Below are 18,503 nucleotides of genomic sequence, written 5' to 3'. Positions count from 1 at the left end.
CAAAACTTCATACTTCTTCCTTAACACCTTTGGCTGTGCTCTTAACCCCGTGATAAGTTCACCAAGCGTTGGGAGTAGTTCTTGTAGCACTTTTGTAGCATTAACTTCCCAGCTCCATCGGAAGACGCTTTTTCAGGAGAGACATAATGACGATTTACCGTAAGTTTGCCCTCGCTGCCAGTAGCCTTACCCTCGCCGGCCTGGCCCTAGGCCTGCCCGCCCAGGCCGAAGACCCCAAGGCCGAAGTGACCGAAGACACTGAAGCCGTTGCCCCTGAAACCGAAACCGCCGCCCCCACGGTTGACGTTGAAGCGATCGAAGCTGAACTCGATGCCGAGCGCGAAGCTGGCATCGAAGCCGCCACCCCTGATGCCGCCCCCACGGTCGATGTCGAGGCGATCGAGGCTGAACTGGATGCCGAGCGTGAGGCTGCGATCGAAGCTGCCACCCCTGACATCCTGACTGAGGAAACTGACCCTGAAGCGGTGACCGAAGAAACCGCCGTTGAAGAAGCTGATTCTGAAGCGGTGACCGAAGAAACCACCGTCGAAGAGATTGATCCTGAAGCGGCTACCGAAGAGATCCCTGACACCGTTGACGCCGAGGAAGATCCGGCTAACGTCGAAGCCAATGTCGACGAGGCTGCCCCCGAAGCTGCCGTCGAAGAGGCCGATCCCGAAGTAACTGTTGAAGAAACCCCCGACGCCGTTGATGCCTCTGAGGCCGAAACCACCGTTGAGGAAGCATCTGAGCCTGCCCCCGGTAGCTAAATCCTGACGGCTAGAGCTGCCGCTTGACCCACTCTAGGGCCTCTTCGCGGCTGCCCACGAGCCCCTCGGCTTGAGCCAAATGAACGCCCTCTAGCAGTTCACCAATTTTAGGACCTGGTTTGAGGGCAAGCCCTTGCACCAGGTCCTTGCCTGTCACTAGGGGCTGGGGATGGGCAACGGGGTCGTTGGGGGTGAGGTAGCGCTCCACCAGCGGCAAAATTAAGGCCTCGGGCATGCCGTAGGCCAAACTCAGCAGGGCAACACCCCCAAAGCCCGCCCCGGCAATTTTGAACAAATGATACTGCTGACCAGGGGGTAGGCCGGTTTTGCCCTGGTGCTGATGCAGATATTGCCAGCCCTTGAGAATGCTCAGCACCGCCTGCTGCTCGGCGCGGCTGTACTTGAGTTTTGCCAGGGTGGTCTCGGCGCTGGCCAGGTCGGGGGGCAAGAGCTGGCTGAGCTTGGTTGCCTTGAGCCAGCTGCGGTGCAGGCCGGGGGTCGTCTGTTCTTTGACCCAGCTGTGCAGCAGGTACGAAAACTCTGGCCAGCGCTCGTGGTACTGAGCCGCTAGCTGATCGAGGGTGGCCAGGCGATCTAGGTGGGTGCGATCGACTTCGGGTAGCCAGGTTTGCAGCAGGCCATCTTGCCAGGCCAGACCCAGCAGAGCAGACCCCTCGGGCTGGCTGAGCAGGCAGTCTAGCTCACCGCGCACCCGTTCGGCGGCCATACGCCCCAGAGCTGGAGCCAGCCCGCGAATGATTTGTTGCGTGGCGGGGTCGAGACTAAAGCCCAACTGGGCCGCCTGGCGATAGGCCCGCAGCAGCCGCAGGGGGTCGTCTTCGAGGTTTTCGGCGGCGACCATGCAGAGGGTTTTGCGGGCCAGGTCGGCACAGCCGTCGAGGGGATCGAGCAGGGTCTCGCTGTGGGGGCTGTAGGCGATCGCATTGATCGTAAAGTCGCGCCGGTGCAGGTCGGAGTAAATGGTTGGCCCCACCTGCTGGGCAAAGTCAACGGTGGCATGGGGAAACACCACCCGCGCGATCTGGTGCTCGGTGTCAAGCACCACAAAGCCCGCGCTGTAGTGCTGGGCGATGGATTGGGCGGTGGCGATCGCCCGCTCCGGCAGCACAAAGTCGAGATCTAAATAGTCGGCCTGGCGATGCAGCAGGGCATCTCTGACACTTCCCCCCACCAGGTAGGCTTGCTGTGGCAGTAGCGAAACGCTGAAGGGCCAGGTTTTTGGCGAAAGCGCCGATTTTTCTGTAGCCACTGCAAGGGAGAAGGGTGATAGCGTTGGATTCAATGAACCCTCATTTCTTTCATTACAACAGGGTTTTTTAGTCTTGACACCCTGGCCCCGCAGAGAACAGCCGAAAACCCAATCTGGGTTTTCATTTTGCAACATCTGGGCTGGGCCGCCCGGGACATTCAAAAAACTTGAGCTAGACTACCAGAAAACGCATCCCCTTTACGGCAAAAGCCCCTGACTGCCTTGAGAATGACGGCCATTTAGCCGAGGGCTGGCTAGACTGGAGATGTCGGCCTTGACCTTGCTGTGTTCCTGCTGGGGGCGTGCTATGTGCATTTGTGTAAACTGCCACTACGTCGATCGCTGCACCACTTACCACGCGGTGGAAGAGCTGCACAGACAACCTCATCTGACCGATTCCCCCAGCTTCGAGGCAGTGAATCCTACGGTCAACGCCAACATTCGTATGCTCGATGACGGGGTTGAACAGGAATTCGACGTAGTCGGCTGCGACAGCTTTGTTGCAGAACAGGGTAAGTGGGCCAAGCTCCGCCCCGGCGAGCTGGTGCCAACCTAGCGCCCTCACCCCCAGCCCCTCTCCCTGGGGAGAGGGGAGTCAATCCAAAGCATTATCCTGCCGCTGGTTTGCAGAAAAACGAGTCTGCCGTAGTCCGCAGTAGGGTGGGCATTGCCCACCAGCCTAAAATCTCTAGCATTGCAGATTGCTGGATCGTGAATAGAGCCATCCTTTGACCACTCTTTGCATCAACCCTGCTTGTCCACAGCCTGAGAATGATGAAAGGGCGAGGGTTTGCACAACCTGCGGGCAGCCGCTATGGATAGCCGATCGCTATTGCTGTCAGCAGTTCCTGGGTCAGGGCGGGTTTGGGCGTACGTATTTGGCGGTGGATGAGAGTAGCGACCCGCCAGTTGTTTGCGTGGTCAAGCAGATGACTTTGGCGGTGGGAAGCGATCGCGCCTTTCTCCGCGATCGCTTTCACCGCGAGGCCGATCGCCTGGCCACCCTGGGCCAACACCCTCAAATTCCGGCCCTGCTGGCTGTGATTGACAACGCCCAAGGGCAGTTTTTGGTGCAGGAATATATTCCCGGCCCCAACCTCGATCAGCTCATTCAGCAATCCCCCGAAGTTGGTGGCGAAGCTCTGGTGCAGCGGGTGCTCTACGAGCTGCTGCCCGTGCTGGTCTACATTCACGATCACAGCGTGATTCACCGCGACATTAAGCCTGCCAACATTATTGCGCCTCCGTCGCCGCGATCCTTTGCCCTAGTGGATTTTGGGTCGGCGAAGGCGATCGCTGATCCTGAACAGCTCAAGCGCACCGCTACGGTGATCGGCAGCGCGGGGTATGCTGCTCCAGAACAGGCTTTGGGGAAGGCGGTCTACGCCAGCGACATTTTTAGCCTAGGGGTGACCTGCCTGCACCTGCTCACCGGACTGCATCCCTTCGACTTGTATTCTGTCAGCGACGATGCCTGGGTCTGGCAGCCCTACGTGACGGCACCCACCAGTCCAGCCCTGGGGCGCGTGCTCGATCGCATGGTCAACCGTCGCCTGCAAGAGCGCTATAGCAATGCCCAGGAGGTGCTGGCCGACCTGCGCTGGAGCGGTCTGGTTCTGAATATCCAAGACTCAAAACCGTCTCAGGTCTTAACTAAGTCGCTGAATGCCGCCCCGGTTTGGGAGCAGCGGTTCGCCCTCAGCCTGCCGGGGGTTGTGGCCAACGGCCTGGCGATGAGTCCAAACGGGAGAGCGATCGCCACCGCCTGTTCTGACGGCTCTGTGCGCCTGTGGGACTGCACCAATGGAGAGTTGATTCACGCCTTTCGGCGATCGCTGGGCCTGCTGGGCATGGGCCATCGCGGTGCCGTCAACGCGGTAGCGTTTACTACCGCTGGAGATGCGATCGTCAGCGGCGGCGAAGACAGTCAGCTGATCCGGTGGAGTTTAGACGATTACACTGGCCAGAAATTGCCGGTGTCGGGCTGGCAGATTTCCTCAGTGTTGATTGCCCCACTGGGCGACACCCTGGCGGTGGGCAGCGGTGACGGGCGCATCCTTCTGTGGTCTTTGGCTGAGGACAATGCACCCAAAACCCTGGTGCATCACCAAGACCAGGTGACGGCGCTGGCGGTGGATGTCGTGGAAAATCTGCTGGTGAGTGGGGGGCGCGATCGCACCATTCGCCTTTGGTCACTGCCCTCGGGGCGGCTAACGCGCACCCTCACGGCTCCCAAGGTCGCGATTACAGCCCTTACCTGCCACCCTCAGGATGGCCGCATCGTCAGCGGCGATCGCGAAGGTCACGTGCAGGTCTGGAGTGCCGAGCATCCTGACCAGGGACTGGTGATTTACAAAGCTCCTAGCCCGATTACGGCGCTGGCGATTAGCTCTAACGGCCACTGGCTGGCGATCGGGGCAGAGAATGGTCACCTGACCTTGAGCAACCTGCAAGGGCTAGGCCAAACCAGCCAGATGCACCACGCCTGGGGCGTGCGGGCGATCGCCTTTACCCCCGACAGCCGCATGCTAGTCAGCACCAGCGCCGACGAAACCATTCGCTTTTGGTGCTTTGAGGCAGATTAGCTAGGACGATGGGATGCACCTTAGGATTCGGGGCACCAAACTCAATTGGTATACCGGGCGCTACTATTGCGCCGAGGGGGTTTCAGAAAACTGGCGCACAGTGGAGCTAAACCCCGATGCCTTAAACTGCTTGAGTTTGAGCGGTTCGGGCTGGTTGGCGGCTACAGAAATTCGCAGTTTAAACTCGCTCTCGCCGGGGGGAACTTCGGGAATACCGCCCAAGCGGCCTCGGTTTTGCATGACAGGATTGTCATTGGCGTCAAAAATACGGCCAAAAATGTCGGCGTCAATCACCGACTTGTTGGTGCGGTTAATTGCCTTGCCCGTAATTAAAAAACAATTGGCTTCTTGAATGGAGCCTGCGGCCACCATGCCCTCGGCATAGTCGGGGGGGCAGGGGATGTAGCTCAAGTCGCTAATCTCAATGGGGGTTAAGGCTTGGGCCGTTAGACCGGCTCCGCTAATTAGCCAAAGGCCCGCGATTAAAAGAGCGGTGAAGATCCCACGTAGTGCCATAGGTCGCCTGCTGGTGAGCAAAATCAAGCTCTATCAGCTTATCGCGATTTGCCCTGGCAGGAGGGCAAGGGTGGTTCGTCCTGCGCTGGTCAAGGGGTGAGCCCTAGCCTAGGGCAACCGCTCCTCAACATAGGCTTTGGCGTCGCTCAGGCTACAGCCGTTGACCTCTCTGACGCGCTTGACGGCATCGATCAGCCTGCCCTGGCCCAGCAGATCGCGCACCTGGCGATCGAGGTCGGTGGCTGGGGAGCTGGGGAGCTGGGTTGGGGATGAGGGAGGCATGAACCCATTTTGCGGCCCAGTTTGCGGCGATCGCCCCTGAGATCTTTGATCCCCATCTGGGCGAGGGCGCTGGAGCCGCCGAGTCAGCCAGAACGACAGGCCAAAGGCCAGCAGACCCGCCCCCATAAAGATAACGACGACCATGGCAACGCTCAACGGAATGCATCTACTCTAGCCGCTGCGAGGGGCAACCTCCCGCAGCGGCCCGGCAAAAAATCCTTCCACCCCCCGCCCCAGCGTGTATCCTTTAGCAGATTGTTTACTGACCTCTGGGTACCGCCATGAATCAGTTTCCTAAGCCATCTCTGGCCATGCTAGCGCTGCTCAGCGCCCTCGCTGCGTTGCCGATCAGTGCGCTCAGGTCTGAGCCACGGCTACTGGCTCAGGTGACGGCGGAACCCACGCCCACCTTTACCCTGCAAGAGACCGTACCCCCCGGCACCACCCTCTCGATCGATGGGTCACCGTCGATGGCGGGGATCAACGAGAGCCTGAGCGAAGGCTTTGAAGCCCGCTACCCCGATACCGATGTGGTGTCTTCGACCAGTGGTGACGACCAGGCGCTTCAGGCCCTGCGGGGGGGCAACGTGGATCTAGCGGCCCTGGGGCGATCGCTCAGTGACGCCGAGGAAGACCCCAGCCTCACGTCAATTCCAGTGGCGCGGGAAAAAATTGCCATCATCGTGGGGCGCGACAACCCGTTTCGGGGCGATTTGACCTTTGACGACTTTGCCGCCATTTTTCGCGGCGAGATCACTAACTGGTCGCAGGTGGGTGGCCCTAACGTGCCCCTGCGGTTTATCGATCGCCCCGCCGAAAGCTCCACCCGTTTGGCCCTGGCCGACTACGAAATCTTCCAGACCCAGCCCTTTGAAACCGGCGATACCGCTGAGCAGGTGGCGGAGGATGACACCGCTGCGGTAGTGCGCGAATTGGGCAACGACGGCATTAGCTATGCGATCGCCTCCGAAGTGCTGGGGCAAGATGCCGTGCGCCCGGTGAGCCTGGATGGCACCCTGCCCGACGACCCCCGCTATCCCTATTCTCAGCCGCGCAACTACATCTATCGGGGTGAACCCAGCCTGCCCGTCGAGGCATTTTTGGGCTTTGCCACCAGCGACGAAGGCCAGGCCGCTGTGGCCGAGGCGCAGCAAACCGCCAGCGCCAACGTCACGGTGGGAGCCAACAAACTACCCGGTGGCGTAGCCCTGGCCCCCGATGGCCAGTTCATGGTGCGCGGCACCGAAGAGGGTGAGCTGCAATGGCTCGATGCCGACGGCAACCCAACCGAAACGGTGGTCGCCAACGCCCACCAAGGGGCTATATCGGCGGTGGTGGTTAGCCCCGACGGCGAAACCGTGGTCTCTAGCGGAGCCGATGGCACCGTGCGCCGATGGGATCGCAGCGGCAACCCGATCGGCGAGCCGATCGCGGGGCAGGGCGGGCCAATTTTGGCTCTGGCCGTGAGCCCCGACGGCCAAACCCTGGCCAGTGGCAGCGCCGACGGTACCGTAGAGCGCTGGTCGCTAGCCGATGGCACCGCTGTGGGTCAGCCCATTGCCGCCCCCGGCGGAGCGGTGCAAGCGCTCCACTACCCCGTGGGTGGCCAAACGCTGATCACCGGCAGCAGCAACGGCAGCCTGGGCTTTTGGAATGCGGACGGCACCGCCGCTGGCCAGAGCGCCAACGCCCATCCGGAGGGCGTGACCACCATTACCAGCAGCCCCGATGGCCAGGTGTTAACGACCACGGGCGGCGACGGCAGCCTGCGCAACTGGGATCGTGCTACCCTCCAGCCCCGAGGGGATACCATTCCAGCCCATGAAGGTGCGGTCAGCGCTGTAGCCTACAACCCCGACGGCAGCACCCTGGCCACCGCCGGTACCGACGGCACCCTGCAACTGTGGTCGCCGGATGGCACAGCGCAGCTAGAAGAACCGATACAGCTCGATGAACCGGCGGCTTCCCTGGGCTATACGCCCGAGGGGCTGCTAGTGGTGGGCGGGAGCGATCGCGCCGTTGAGCTACGCGACGGGCAAGGCGAGCTGGTGTCTAACAGCGAACCCGGAGATGACCCGGCAGACTCCAGCGGCCCCGCTGCCGCTCTGGGCGATTTCTGGCAGCGCCTGCAAAACCTGCCCCCCAGCGCCTGGTGGATGCTGGCGGCAATTCCGGCCCTGCTGCTGCTGGCGGGCATTGTAGGATCGCTATTCGGCAAAGACCACGACGATGAGGATGAGGACGAGCTAGAGGCCGATGGCGATCGCGACGCGGCAGATCTCGGCCCTGGTCTAGATATCGACTTTTCTGAGGTGGGTAGCCAGCCCCCGATTACCGCCGGGCCAGTGCCCCCCGCAACCGACCTGCCCGAGGTGGGCCTTTTGCCCCCCGAGGCCGAACTGGTACCCATCGACAACTACCCAGTGGAGATGCCCCTCGACAAGCTGGAACAGGCTCGCGTTGACCTGGCCGAGGGTCGCCGCCTGATGCGCGAGGGCCGCTACGACAGCGCCCTGCTTTACTTCAACCAGGCGGTGGAGGCGACCGAAGTGGAGCGCCTCAAAACCGACGCCACCGGCATACCAGCCGGAGGCATCAACGCCATTGCCGCCCAGGCCCAGGCCGAACGGGGCAACGCCCTGGCACTGCTCGGTCAGGCCAACGACGCGATGGATAGCTTCAACGCCTCGCTGCGGCTCGATGCCAGCGTGATTGACGCCTGGATTGGCAAGGGCCGTTTGCTCAACACCATGGCCCGCTACGAAGAATCGATCTTCTGCTTCGACAGCGCTTTAGAACTTGACCCCACGTCGGCAGCGGCTCATTTGGGTAAGGGGGAAGCGCTGATCGCGATGGGTCGCCAGAGCGAGGGGCAGGCCTGTCTAGATCGGGCCGCTGCCCTGGGCAGTGAAGAACCCTGGGGGCTACCTGGGGACGATACCCCAAGCCCTGGAGACGGGATATCTGTAGCTCCAGTGTCTCCAAATCTAGGCATCACCCCTGGGCCGGGCGCGGTGGTGCCCGAGTATGCCCCCCCGGCTGACTACGGCGGCTACGACCCCGATGTGCCCCTAGAGCTACAGCAGATGGTGCAGGGGCTACCGTCCGCCGATGTGGAAATGGTTGGCACCTCTACCCTCAGCTTTGACGTTCCCCCAGACCTGGCCGCAGAGGCCGCTAGTTTGCCCGATCGCGCCGAAGATGCCGGCGGCTTCAGCTCAGCGTCGCTGCCCAATCCGCCGGGGTCTGCTTTCTCGGACGAGACCACCCCAGAGGGAATACCCCCCGGTTTTGTGGAGCCCGGTTTGATGGAGCCCGGTTTGATGGAGTCAGAGCCGATGCCCAGCACCCTAGAGGAAGAATTGCTTAGCCAGGTGCATCTGGGGGATGACCCTATTCCCAATACCGACTTTGAAGAGCTTCTGCTGGAGAGCGATCCAGCCACCTCTGACGTAACGATGCCACCCCTGCGACCGGCCCCCATGCCGGTGCCGCCGCCAGTGCCCCTAGAGCCCGGCGACTACGTTCCCCCGCCGGAAGAGGTGGCTGGGGACGAGGATCTGTCGGGGCTAGAGGGGCTACCGCCAGAGGTTGTAGCGGCTCTAGCCAGCATTCCAGCCGGCTCGCCCGACAGCTTTGGGGTAGTGCCCCCTAGCCCTGAGCCGGTGGCAGAAGCCACTGCCGACAGCTGGATTCGCCTCTCCATTGACCAGGAGGGGGATCGCTTCTATGCGGTTTGGCAGATCGAGGAGGGCGATCGCGCCCAGGCTAAGGCCGACGGCGGCGAAACCATGACCCTGCGCCTCTACGATGTCACCGGCCAGACCACCCAAATGCCCCTGCCCCCAGCGGCGGTAGAACAGCGCTGCCGCGACGACTTTGCCCAAGACTGGTACCTGCCGATTCCCCAGCGCGATCGCATCTATGTGGTCGAGGTGGGCTACCTGAGCGCAACGGACGACTGGCAGGCGATCGCCCAATCGGTCGAGGTGGCGGCGATATCTCTATCCTGAACAAAAAAGCCCGAGGCGAGGCCCCGGGCAATAGTCAGGAGTGACTTGACGATCTGGATGGTGACGATCTCAGGAAAGACTGTCTTTCACAAAACTGGGTTGGCTCACACCTTGAGCACCCACTGCTCGCGGGTGTCGGCGCTGACAAAGGGGGCGGGCACAAAGGGAATCTCGACCCCCAGGGAAATGAAGGCAGCGCGAATGGTAGTAGCATGAGCGGCCTCAGCGGCAGCGATGGAAGCCCCAGCGGTGATTAGCTCGGGGGTTTTGAGCCGGGCAACCTCACCCGCGTAGGCGATCGCGGCATCGGTTTCAAGGGCCAGGGCCAGCTTGGCGATGTTGACATCTGAGTCGAGGCCGCCGTCGCCCCGCTCTAGGTAGGCCGACAGGTCGTAGCTGTCTGCGGCCATGACGGGGGTGCCGCCCAGGTCGCTCACGACTTGCATGAGCAGGTCGCGGTGGGCCATGTGGTCGGCCTGGTTGGCCAGGGCGATCGCCAGCACGGCTTTACCCACATCGGTGTCGCTGAGACCTCCGGCGGCGGCTCCGTAGGCCCAGATGGCCTGGTGCTCGTAGAAGAGCGCGCCGTTGAGAATGTCGGCATCGTTGGCGGCGGCACTGGTGGCCATACCAGCCTTCGCAGACTGCTTAGTTAGGGCAGAGAAACCCACGGTACCGGCCAGCCCGGCGATCGCGCCGCCCATCACCACCCGTCGCCGCGACAGCCCTGGCTTAACAAAACGGGAGTCAGAACCCATAAAGTCATTATTCATTGCAGTATCCTTTGCGCTAACGTCGTGGGCAAGCGTAATTGCTATCGAACCCGCCACAATACGACTAGCTTGGGTCTGTGGATGGCAGAAAGTTCCCATGAGCTCAGCCCGTCCATTGCGTTTTCTAACTGTGTCTCCCCCGGCCATCCATAGCGGTGGTCTGAGTCGTATTTCTAATGTGTTGTTAATGCCTCCATTCTCGCCCTCCGACCCACAGACGCCCCAGCCAGTTAGCGATCGCGACCTGGTTGCCCGTCTGTGGGACGGTGATACTGCTGCCCTTGCCACCCTCTACGACCGCTATTCGCCGATGGTCTATACCCTGGCTCTCAAAATGCTGTCCAACCGTGCCGAGGCCGAGGATCTCACCCAGGAAGTGTTCGTCAATTTTTGGCAGCGGCGACAGTACGACCCCGACCGGGGCAGCGTGGGCAGCTATCTGGCCACCTACACCCGCTCCCGCGCCCTCGATCGCCTGCGGGTGAGCAGCGGGCGGGCGCTGATTTTGCAGCGGTTTCAGCGCATTAGCGAGGCCTCGGCGCGATCGCCCAACCCGGTTGACTACGCCGCCCAGCACGAACAGCGTGAGCACCTGCGCGCCGCCCTCGCCCAGCTACCCCCCACCGAGCGCGAAGTACTAGAAATCGCCTACTTTCAGGGGCTTACCCAAACCGAAATTGCCGCCCAGCTCGGCATTCCCCTCGGCACCGTCAAATCTCGCTGCCGCCAAGGACTCCTCCGCCTCCGCACCCTCCTCCAACCCCACCAGCGTTAGCGGTAACACACCCACTCACTCACTCACCCACCCACTCCCCACCAGTCCACCAATGACCTCCCCTCCCCTTCCTGACAACTGGCGATCGCAGCTGGCCGGGTACGTGCTCGACGACCTCACGGACGAAGAGGCCGCCCAGGTCGAGCAGTGGCTAGAGCAGTATCCCGAGGTGGCTACCGAGTTAGCCGCCCTGCAAACCACCTGGGGCAGCCTCGCCCTCGGGCCAACGCCAGTAACGCCACCGCCGGAGCTGCGCGATCGCACCCTAGCCGCCGCCATGGCCGCCGCCGTATCAGCTGAGCCTGGGCCTGTAATCCCTAGAGAGACACTCAAGTTCCCCGATGCCGCACCAGTCGCTCGCCGCCAATTCCCCTGGGGTCGAGTGGGGTTAGCCCTGGGCTGGGCCGCCACCACCCTGGCCCTGGCCTTCACCCTGCAAGAGAACCAGCGTCTGCGCCTGGCCCTACGCCAAACCGAGGCCGTGGTGGCCAGCTTTAGCCAGCCAGCCAACCGCCTCTACACCCTGGCGGGCACCGAGGCCGAACCTCAGGCCAATGCCCGCCTGGTGGTCAACCCCGCCGACCAAACCGCGCTGATTGTCACCACCGATCTGCCGCCCCTGGATGAGGATCAGGTGTATCGGCTCTGGGCGCTGGCCGACAGCGACCCGGTATTTTGTGGAGAATTCAATACGGCCACCGCTGAAGATACCAATCAGTGGGCGCTGCCCGATGCCGTCTGTGGCACTGCCCCGGTGCAGATGCTAATTACTACCGAGCGGGCGGACGATCCACCAGTACCGGCGGGGGATTTGGTGTTGCAGAGTCAGTCGTAGGGGAGTGGGGGAGTGATGGGGAAGGTGAGGGAGATAAGGGAGTGGGGGAGTGATGGGTGAGGGAGTGACCCAGGACGCCCCACCCTCTGGGGCGTCCTGGGTCACAATAGAGTGAGCAATATTTATTTCTGCACCTATGGCTCCTTTGGCACCGTCGCGATCGCAGCCTGCCGCTGCCCCCACTGCGGCTCTGTGGGCGGGGGCGATCGCCCAGCCCGCGACAGAATTCGCCGCCACGACTCTCCCCGTGCTGGAGGGACAGTTACCAGCCAGTCTGAGGGGCACCCTCTACCGCAATGGCCCAGCTCGCCTAGAACGCGGCGGCACTCGGGTTAGCCACTGGTTTGACGGCGATGGGGCGGTGCTGCGGGTGAACTTTGACGGCGACAGTGCCGTGGCCAACTACCGCTACGTGCGCTCTGCCGGGTTTGTGGAAGAAGAAGAAGCCGACCAGGGCCTCTATCGCGGCTACGGCACCCTGCCCCCTGGCCCGTTTTGGCAGCACTGGCAGACCCAGGTCAAAAATGCCGCCAATACCTCGGTGCTGGCCCTGCCCGATCGCCTCTTGGCTCTATGGGAGGGCGGCCTACCCCACCGTCTGGATTTAGAAACTCTGGAGACTCTGGGCCTAGACAACCTGGGGGGGCTCAAGGTCAGCGACACCTTCACCGCCCACCCCAAGCGCCACCCCCGCACGGGCCAGATTTTTAGCTTTGGCACGATTCCGGGGGGCAATGCCACGCTGCAAATTTACCGCTGTAGCGCCGCCGGGGTCGTAGAGCAAACCGGCACCATTCCCCTCTCGGGCATTCCGCTGATTCACGACTTTGTGCTGGCCGATCGCTACCTGGTGTTTTGCGTGTCGCCCGTGCGGCTTAGCCCACTGCCCGCGCTGTTTGGCTTGTCTAGCTTTAGCGACGCGCTGCAATGGCAACCCCAGCAGGGTACCCAGATTATTGTGGTGGATGCTGACAGTCTGGAGGCGATCGCCCTGGAGGCCGCAGACCCCTGGTTTCAGTGGCACTTTGGCCACAGCTATTTAGATTTTGATGGCTCCATCGTGTTTGATGTGGCTCGCTACAACGACTTTGCCAGCAACCAGTTCTTTAAAGAAGTGGCCTCTGGAACGGCAAGCACCGTCTCCGATGCTCAGCTCTGGCAGTACCGCATTGACCCCAAAACCGCAAAAGTTCTCGATCAGCAGTGCTTAGTCGATCGCCACTGCGAGTTCCCAATCGCCCTGGGGCAAGACCACGGGGCCGCCACCCATATGAGCGTGCATCCCACAGCGGTGACGCCACCGGGGGAATTGTTGAGCGCGATCGCCCGCTTCGACCCCAAGACTGGCCTCACCGTCGCCGACCCTGGGGATGGCCGCTATCCCTCGGAACCGATCCCCGTGGCGAACCCCGCTAACCCCGAGCAGCCCTGGGTGATCACTGTGGTCTACGACGGTAACCAGCACCGCAGCGAACTGTGGATCTACGAGGGAAATGAACTTGAAAACGGGCCGATCTGTCGGCTAGGGCTGCCGGAGGTGGTGCCCCACAGTTTCCATGGCACCTGGGTAGATGAGTGAGTATAGGTGCTGACCAGTTCACATAGGATGTCAGTAATTGCCCATGACCAGACCTGGGGTAGCTAATGTTCGCAATCACCGGCCTTAGATAACCTCTCTTAGAAACGCAATACTTAGGAGTTCCTATAAATTGCGGTTGTTAGCTGGTCAGCAGCTAATCACTTTTGCATTGACTGAGAAAAGTTTCATAGTGTGTTCTAAGAGCGATTCGACTTGGTGCTGTGTTTTGATCTTCTGGCAGAGTAAGTTTTCGACCGACTAAATCTTGGTAACAGGTACCAATAAGTTCAGGGGCAATCACCACATCATAAGTGTCTGGTTGAATTGACAGTAGATGCAGATCGAATAGAGTGTGTATGTCAGCTCTGAGCGGCAATCCGTTTGTCGGGTGGTTAGTGTCAGTCCCTTGATAGGGAATTATATGTGCTGCTTCAAGAGCCGATTCTACGTCGCAGTCAGTTATTGGGCAGCGAGAACCATAAGATTTTAGTAACTTAAACCGAAATTCAGCCTGTCCCTGCCGTTGCACAATAGATGCATTAATGCGCTTTCTAGCATCTTCAATAGTTTCTACATCAAAATATCCTTCAGCTTCAATTTGCTGCCGCTCAGTAAGTAATTCAAATTGAGCATAGTTTTTGTCAACTGGATGTACTAAAGATTCTAGTGTTGGAACTCTCCACACCTTAACTAAACCACCATCCTCGGCAAACGCAGAGGCATCTCCACTAGCTAACAATTTACTGTCAGCACTGAAATTCATGCTAGTTGGCCACATGAAGTTTAAGTATTGTAATTTTTCAGTGCTTCTTAGGTTCCATATTTCAATACCATCATGCACTTCAAAAGCTAGAAGTTGGCCAGTAGGATCAACCGCAAAGCAACTTGTATATTCAGACTGCTCAGCAAAGCTTTGCTGTAACTCTCCAGTTTGCACCTTCCAGACTTTGATCCCACCGCCACCACTACTGAAAAGACTGTCACCGTCTGGAGTAAAGGCAACTGTGCCAATGTTGCTGGAGTGCCCCTCTAAGATATGCAACTGTCTACCTGTATTGACATCCCATAATCTAACTGTTTTGTCATTACTTCCACTAGCCAAGGTTTGACCATCAGAGCTAAAGGCAAGGGTGTTAACTCTAAGATCATGTCCTTGAAGAGTACGAACTAATTCTTTGCTATCAACACTCCAAAGATAAATGGTTGTTTTTTGTCCGTCAGCGGTTTTATATTTACTTTCTCCCCCACTTGCCAGCAATCCGCTATCAGGGCTAAATGCAACTGAATGTATGGGATCTTTGCGTTTGGCAAGTGTACAAATTAAGCTCCTTGTTTTTAAGTTCCATAAGCACACTGTCTTGTCAAGACCACCACTAGCCAAGATTTTATGATTAGGGCTAAGACTGAGAGAGAATATGGTATCTGTGTGTTCTTCAAGGATGGAATCGATTTCTTGAGTGTTTAAATTCCAGAATAAAATCTTACTGCCACTAACACTGGCTAACATTCCATCAGAAGTGATTGGAACTCCATAAACCCAGCTAGAATGACCTCTCAATTCAGCTGCACATTCCCAAATCTGGTTTAGGTTAGGCATGGCATTTAGACCATAATTACTTCTAACGGTGAACAATTTGTAATTTTCACACTCAAGACTGAAGGAGGTTGACAGTCTTATCAGAGAGAAAGTTTCCACATATCATCCCTGTTCGGGTAGATAGGCTGAAACTTTCTACATATTTACCCAAAATTAATAGTTTAGAGGAAACTTCCAAACATTGTGCCGATTTAGGGGAATCACAAAAAACTTTCTGCATAGCTTCAAACGTGTTTCACATAAACTGCTGAGGCACTGCCACGATCCCATTTCCTCACTCACTACCTCCTCCTTCCCCTCAAATAAACTCCCAATCCTCAACTCCCCCTTCATCAATCTAAGGCTTAGCCTGTTGGGGTATGAGCAGGGAGGTTTGTAGCATTCTCGATTTGGGGGAAAGGTGGCGAGTGGTGAAAGGTGGGCAGTGCCTCACCCTACAGCTACTAGGCAACTGCGAAATCTGTAATCTGTCTCCGTTCTATGGACTTAAACCCCAGCACAATCTGCTGTTGATCGATGCCAAGAGCCAAGAGTTCTGGGGCGATGCCGTCTTCAGTGCCGTCTTGCTGAATCCAGATTTTGCCGTCAATGATGTCGCAGTGAATCAAGGTGCCATAGATGCGTCGCTGCCCCTGCCAGCCGATTTCGGTCAGCAGGTAATGGTCGTTTTTCTCATCAGCGATGAGCTGTAATTGAGTCTCTAGATCACTGCCCAAAAAGTCTATGTAGTCTTGTAAGACCTGCAAAACGATCTGTTTTAGCTTGGTGTTTGGGGCATCCATTGAACGATAACCTCGTGAGTAGGGCTGAAGGTAAACAACCGGATAACGCGATCTTCAAGCAGCACAGCGCCTGCTTCTTCTTCAAAAACTGAAGTGCGAACTGCCTCAGGAACAGCCAAATATAGTGCTCTCTCTGGATCATAGCGGGTGAGAAGATGGTCGTATAAGACAAACTGCCCCACTGCATCTTCGAGGTCTTTCATGTCGGAGGCGCTGCGAAAGCTTTTGACTTCAATAGCAATTTTCTCTAGCCCCCGTTCGGCGGCAATGAGGCGCTCTGCACCAAGATCTACAAATAGGTTTTTGCCTCTAGAGAGTTTGAGCCGATAGGGATCATGGGTAATCGTCCACCCGTCTTTTTGTAGGGCTTGTTTGACGGCATTGTGATAGATGTCTCTCGCTGGCATGGGCTCACTTCTCTCTTACCTACTACCCACCATCTCACTTTCTAAGCATTCTTCGAAGTCTGAACCTTCCCAGGTCTCGACATGGTTGACGTTCTGGCGTAACTGGACACTGTTCATGGCTGGTAAGGCATCCAGAATTGGTAGAAAGCAGTAGGCCAGATTAAGCTTGGTTCAATCCTGCCTGGAAAACCTGCGCAGCCGTTAGCGTCAACTCTGGGAAAACCTGCGAAATAATAAGCTGATCACCCTGAAGCAACTGAATTTGATATTCTCCCTCAACCAACTGACACAGCGAGAGCGTCGGTTGTTTTGGGTATCCCGTAAAACGGCGGGCACCCAGCGCGCGAAAATCCACAATCCAATACTCGCCAATGCCCATCGCTTCATAGTCAAAGAGCTTGCGGCCATAGTCATCACGCCAGTTAGTGCTGACCACTTCGATCGCCAGCTTAATCGATGCCCCACGGGTAATCACCGAAGACTTCTTCCATAGGGGTTCCTGGTCTAAAGCTAGGCGATCGACCACCAGCACATCGGGCTGATATCCGCTAGCCAAAACAGGAGGCCTAACAATGTAAGTGCGGGGAATGAACCAGGGCTGTTCCAGGCGATCAATTTCGACATTCAGCTTGCGGGCAATGAACGCACCGACTTCTTCATGGTCGCCCGTAGGAGTCATTTCAGAGACAACACCATCGATCAATTCATAGCGTCCTTGCCCGTCTGGATACCAGTCGAGAAATTCTTCAAAGGTCAGAGTCTCAGAAAGCGCTTGAACCATGAGCAGAGACGCAGATAGGCAGGACAGGCTTATCTATAGGTTAATCGAGGAAGCGCGGGGTGGGCGAAGCGACACCGTAACTGGGGCCACTGACGCAAAACTCTGCATGTCATTTCAGCACAGATCCTCGCAAAGGCATGGTGCGAAATCCACTCGGTAGCAATTTCTCCCTGTGGATGCCCGACTTTAAAGGCATAACACGACTAATAATTAACGCTTAAGCACTATTCACTAATGCTTAAGCAATGCCGGTAGTGCATTTTAGTAAAGGACAGCGGAAAAGACAGACTCTCCCCTTTCTGCTATCTTCTTTCTGACTAAGCGATTGTATTCATGAATGAACATCCAGATGGCACCGATGTGATTCTCTAGCTTCTTTGAGAAGGACAGTGTCTTCCTCACTAGCCGAGAAATCCGCTGCCTTAGCGTGTTGTTCAGTCTTTCTATGTAACTTGTCAAGCCGCTGTCTTTGCCGACCGCCGCATGCCGTTTGCTCGGGATAACGGTGACGTAGGCCTCCCAATAATCGGTGTAGACCTGGGCACATTGTCGGTATACAGCAGGAATTGACTGCCATAAGGCAATCGCCGATTCTCTAGAGCGGTCACCAATATAACAGCCGATGATTTCTCGGGTGTCTGTATCCATCGCCAGCCATACCCACTGCTTGTTGCCTTTGTGATCGACAAAAGACCACAGTTCATCCATCTGCACTTTCAGTTTGCCTTTGGCCTTAGGTAGAACTTCTGCTGTTTTGGGCACTACCTGATATTGGGCATTCACATAGCTTTGTAGCCAACTGTCCGAAACCCCGGTGACTCTGGCGATTCCGGCTAATGGAATCTTCTCCAACAGCAGTAGATTGACTAAAGCCTGAGTGTCCCTAGGTTTCGGCTTCCACTGCGGATCTTCGACGAATTGACGGTTACAATCTCGGCATTTGTAGTTTTGCTTGCCGCGTCTAGTGGTGCCGTTCTTTGAGATGTCGTGAGAACCACAGGTTGGACAGGTCATCTCAATGGTCATCTGGTTACCCCATCAAAACTGCGACGGCGACACCTTATTTTTCTCCATCCTTTACACTAATTCATTACCAGCAATGCCTATGGTTGGCCAGGTATTTGGGGCGATCGCTAGTCCCACCCAAACCCACCTCCGTACTAACCACAGATTTTAAGCCCCAACAATTAGCATTGCTTAAGCCATAGTTATTAACGCATAAGCCATAGTCCATATTGTCTACCCATTTTGAACTATTGCCAAGGCATTAGAGGGTGTTTGAAAAGTCCGATGGGGTCAAAAATCATGCCAATCGCCTGACCATGATCCGTATCATGGCAAGGTAGATGAGGGTTTCTGACGTTTCCGGTAGCCGTTCGTAGTCTCGCACCAAGCGTCGGCACCCCATCAACCATCCGAAGGTACGCTCGACGACCCAGCGTTTCTTCAGCAGGACAAATCCTTTGGTCTGCTGCGGTCGTAAGACGACCTCGACGATCCAGCGACAGGTATCCATCACCCACATCATGAAGGCGGGG

General features: G+C 57.8%; 17 protein-coding genes. 7 read left to right on the top strand and 10 right to left on the bottom strand.

From position 1 onward, the window contains the following. The first annotated feature begins 146 nt into the window (after window positions 1–146). Complete coding sequence (locus VB780_RS09920; RefSeq protein ID WP_323350987.1) at window positions 147–770, top strand: hypothetical protein; 624 nt, start codon at window positions 147–149, stop codon at window positions 768–770. Between the two features lie 10 nt (window positions 771–780). On the opposite strand, the gene VB780_RS09915 is transcribed toward VB780_RS09920, so the two are convergent. After that, a complete protein-coding gene (locus tag VB780_RS09915) occupies window positions 781–2,040 on the bottom strand; it encodes a CCA tRNA nucleotidyltransferase (protein WP_323350986.1) in 1,260 nt (419 codons plus the stop codon). A gap of 307 nt (window positions 2,041–2,347) precedes the next feature. Between VB780_RS09915 and VB780_RS09910 the strand changes: the two genes are divergently transcribed. Together VB780_RS09910 and VB780_RS09905 are read left to right on the top strand one after the other, a co-directional pair. Next, window positions 2,348–2,596, top strand: a complete 249-nt coding sequence (locus VB780_RS09910; RefSeq protein ID WP_190706116.1) for a Ycf34 family protein — start codon at window positions 2,348–2,350, stop codon at window positions 2,594–2,596. Between the two features lie 172 nt (window positions 2,597–2,768). After that, a complete protein-coding gene (locus tag VB780_RS09905; protein WP_323350985.1) occupies window positions 2,769–4,625 on the top strand; it encodes a serine/threonine-protein kinase in 1,857 nt (618 codons plus the stop codon). 63 nt (window positions 4,626–4,688) lie between these two features. Here VB780_RS09905 and VB780_RS09900 read toward each other — a convergent pair whose 3' ends face one another. Together VB780_RS09900 and VB780_RS09895 are read right to left on the bottom strand one after the other, a co-directional pair. Beyond that, window positions 4,689–5,141, bottom strand: a complete 453-nt coding sequence (locus tag VB780_RS09900) for a hypothetical protein (RefSeq protein WP_323350984.1) — start codon at window positions 5,139–5,141, stop codon at window positions 4,689–4,691. Window positions 5,142–5,249: 108 nt separating this feature from the next. Next, entirely contained in the window at window positions 5,250–5,567 is a 318-nt protein-coding gene (locus VB780_RS09895; RefSeq protein ID WP_323350983.1) for a hypothetical protein, read from the bottom strand. 137 nt (window positions 5,568–5,704) lie between these two features. Between VB780_RS09895 and VB780_RS09890 the strand changes: the two genes are divergently transcribed. Next, complete coding sequence (locus VB780_RS09890; RefSeq protein WP_323350982.1) at window positions 5,705–9,436, top strand: substrate-binding domain-containing protein; 3,732 nt, start codon at window positions 5,705–5,707, stop codon at window positions 9,434–9,436. Between the two features lie 104 nt (window positions 9,437–9,540). Here VB780_RS09890 and VB780_RS09885 read toward each other — a convergent pair whose 3' ends face one another. Beyond that, entirely contained in the window at window positions 9,541–10,209 is a 669-nt protein-coding gene (locus VB780_RS09885; protein ID WP_323350981.1) for a ferritin-like domain-containing protein, read from the bottom strand. Between the two features lie 187 nt (window positions 10,210–10,396). On the opposite strand from VB780_RS09885, the gene VB780_RS09880 reads away from it, so the two are divergent. From VB780_RS09880 to VB780_RS09870, 3 genes are all read left to right on the top strand, one after another. Then, window positions 10,397–10,984: a sigma-70 family RNA polymerase sigma factor gene (locus VB780_RS09880; RefSeq protein ID WP_323350980.1), complete on the top strand. Its 588-nt coding sequence runs from the start codon at window positions 10,397–10,399 to the stop codon at window positions 10,982–10,984. Between the two features lie 52 nt (window positions 10,985–11,036). Beyond that, window positions 11,037–11,819: an anti-sigma factor domain-containing protein gene (locus VB780_RS09875; protein ID WP_323350979.1), complete on the top strand. Its 783-nt coding sequence runs from the start codon at window positions 11,037–11,039 to the stop codon at window positions 11,817–11,819. Window positions 11,820–11,955: 136 nt separating this feature from the next. Beyond that, on the top strand, window positions 11,956–13,398 hold the full coding sequence (locus tag VB780_RS09870; protein WP_323350978.1) for a carotenoid oxygenase family protein: 1,443 nt from the start codon (window positions 11,956–11,958) through the stop codon (window positions 13,396–13,398). Between the two features lie 154 nt (window positions 13,399–13,552). Here the strand turns inward: VB780_RS09870 and VB780_RS09865 are convergent, their stop codons facing one another. The 6 genes from VB780_RS09865 to VB780_RS09840 all read right to left on the bottom strand — a co-directional run. Beyond that, window positions 13,553–14,995, bottom strand: a complete 1,443-nt coding sequence (locus tag VB780_RS09865) for an HNH endonuclease (protein WP_323350977.1) — start codon at window positions 14,993–14,995, stop codon at window positions 13,553–13,555. A gap of 443 nt (window positions 14,996–15,438) precedes the next feature. Continuing rightward, window positions 15,439–15,777: a XisI protein gene (locus VB780_RS09860; RefSeq protein ID WP_323350976.1), complete on the bottom strand. Its 339-nt coding sequence runs from the start codon at window positions 15,775–15,777 to the stop codon at window positions 15,439–15,441. Next, the gene (locus VB780_RS09855) at window positions 15,753–16,184 is read right to left on the bottom strand and encodes an element excision factor XisH family protein (RefSeq protein ID WP_323350975.1); all 432 of its coding nucleotides are present in this window, start codon (window positions 16,182–16,184) and stop codon (window positions 15,753–15,755) included. Before VB780_RS09855 ends, VB780_RS09860 begins: the two co-directional genes overlap by 25 nt. 160 nt (window positions 16,185–16,344) lie before the next feature. After that, on the bottom strand, window positions 16,345–16,965 hold the full coding sequence (locus VB780_RS09850) for a Uma2 family endonuclease (RefSeq protein ID WP_323350974.1): 621 nt from the start codon (window positions 16,963–16,965) through the stop codon (window positions 16,345–16,347). Between the two features lie 261 nt (window positions 16,966–17,226). Further along, window positions 17,227–17,979 (bottom strand): IS1 family transposase, encoded by a 753-nt coding sequence (locus tag VB780_RS09845; protein WP_323351212.1) that lies wholly within the window; start codon window positions 17,977–17,979, stop codon window positions 17,227–17,229. A 289-nt stretch (window positions 17,980–18,268) separates the two neighbouring features. Next, window positions 18,269–18,503: transposase (locus VB780_RS09840; protein ID WP_323350973.1), on the bottom strand; the 235-nt coding region annotated here is incomplete at its 5' end.

Source organism: Leptolyngbya sp. CCNP1308, from assembly GCF_034932455.1.
Taxonomy (GTDB): Bacteria; Cyanobacteriota; Cyanobacteriia; order Phormidesmidales; family Phormidesmidaceae; genus Nodosilinea.
Note: the sequence above shows the minus strand (reverse complement) of the source record. Positions and strands in the feature narration are given on the sequence as shown.

Coding starts and splice junctions, on each gene's coding strand:
- VB780_RS09920 (WP_323350987.1), top strand. CDS start 147: ATGACGATTTACCGTAAGTTTGCCCTCGCTGCCAGTAGCCTTACCCTC.
- VB780_RS09910 (WP_190706116.1), top strand. CDS start 2,348: ATGTGCATTTGTGTAAACTGCCACTACGTCGATCGCTGCACCACTTAC.
- VB780_RS09900 (WP_323350984.1), bottom strand. CDS start 5,141: ATGGCACTACGTGGGATCTTCACCGCTCTTTTAATCGCGGGCCTTTGG.
- VB780_RS09895 (WP_323350983.1), bottom strand. CDS start 5,567: ATGGTCGTCGTTATCTTTATGGGGGCGGGTCTGCTGGCCTTTGGCCTG.
- VB780_RS09890 (WP_323350982.1), top strand. CDS start 5,705: ATGAATCAGTTTCCTAAGCCATCTCTGGCCATGCTAGCGCTGCTCAGC.
- VB780_RS09885 (WP_323350981.1), bottom strand. CDS start 10,209: ATGAATAATGACTTTATGGGTTCTGACTCCCGTTTTGTTAAGCCAGGG.
- VB780_RS09880 (WP_323350980.1), top strand. CDS start 10,397: ATGCCTCCATTCTCGCCCTCCGACCCACAGACGCCCCAGCCAGTTAGC.
- VB780_RS09875 (WP_323350979.1), top strand. CDS start 11,037: ATGACCTCCCCTCCCCTTCCTGACAACTGGCGATCGCAGCTGGCCGGG.
- VB780_RS09870 (WP_323350978.1), top strand. CDS start 11,956: ATGGCTCCTTTGGCACCGTCGCGATCGCAGCCTGCCGCTGCCCCCACT.
- VB780_RS09865 (WP_323350977.1), bottom strand. CDS start 14,995: ATGCCTAACCTAAACCAGATTTGGGAATGTGCAGCTGAATTGAGAGGT.
- VB780_RS09860 (WP_323350976.1), bottom strand. CDS start 15,777: ATGGATGCCCCAAACACCAAGCTAAAACAGATCGTTTTGCAGGTCTTA.
- VB780_RS09855 (WP_323350975.1), bottom strand. CDS start 16,184: ATGCCAGCGAGAGACATCTATCACAATGCCGTCAAACAAGCCCTACAA.
- VB780_RS09850 (WP_323350974.1), bottom strand. CDS start 16,965: ATGGTTCAAGCGCTTTCTGAGACTCTGACCTTTGAAGAATTTCTCGAC.
- VB780_RS09845 (WP_323351212.1), bottom strand. CDS start 17,979: ATGACCTGTCCAACCTGTGGTTCTCACGACATCTCAAAGAACGGCACC.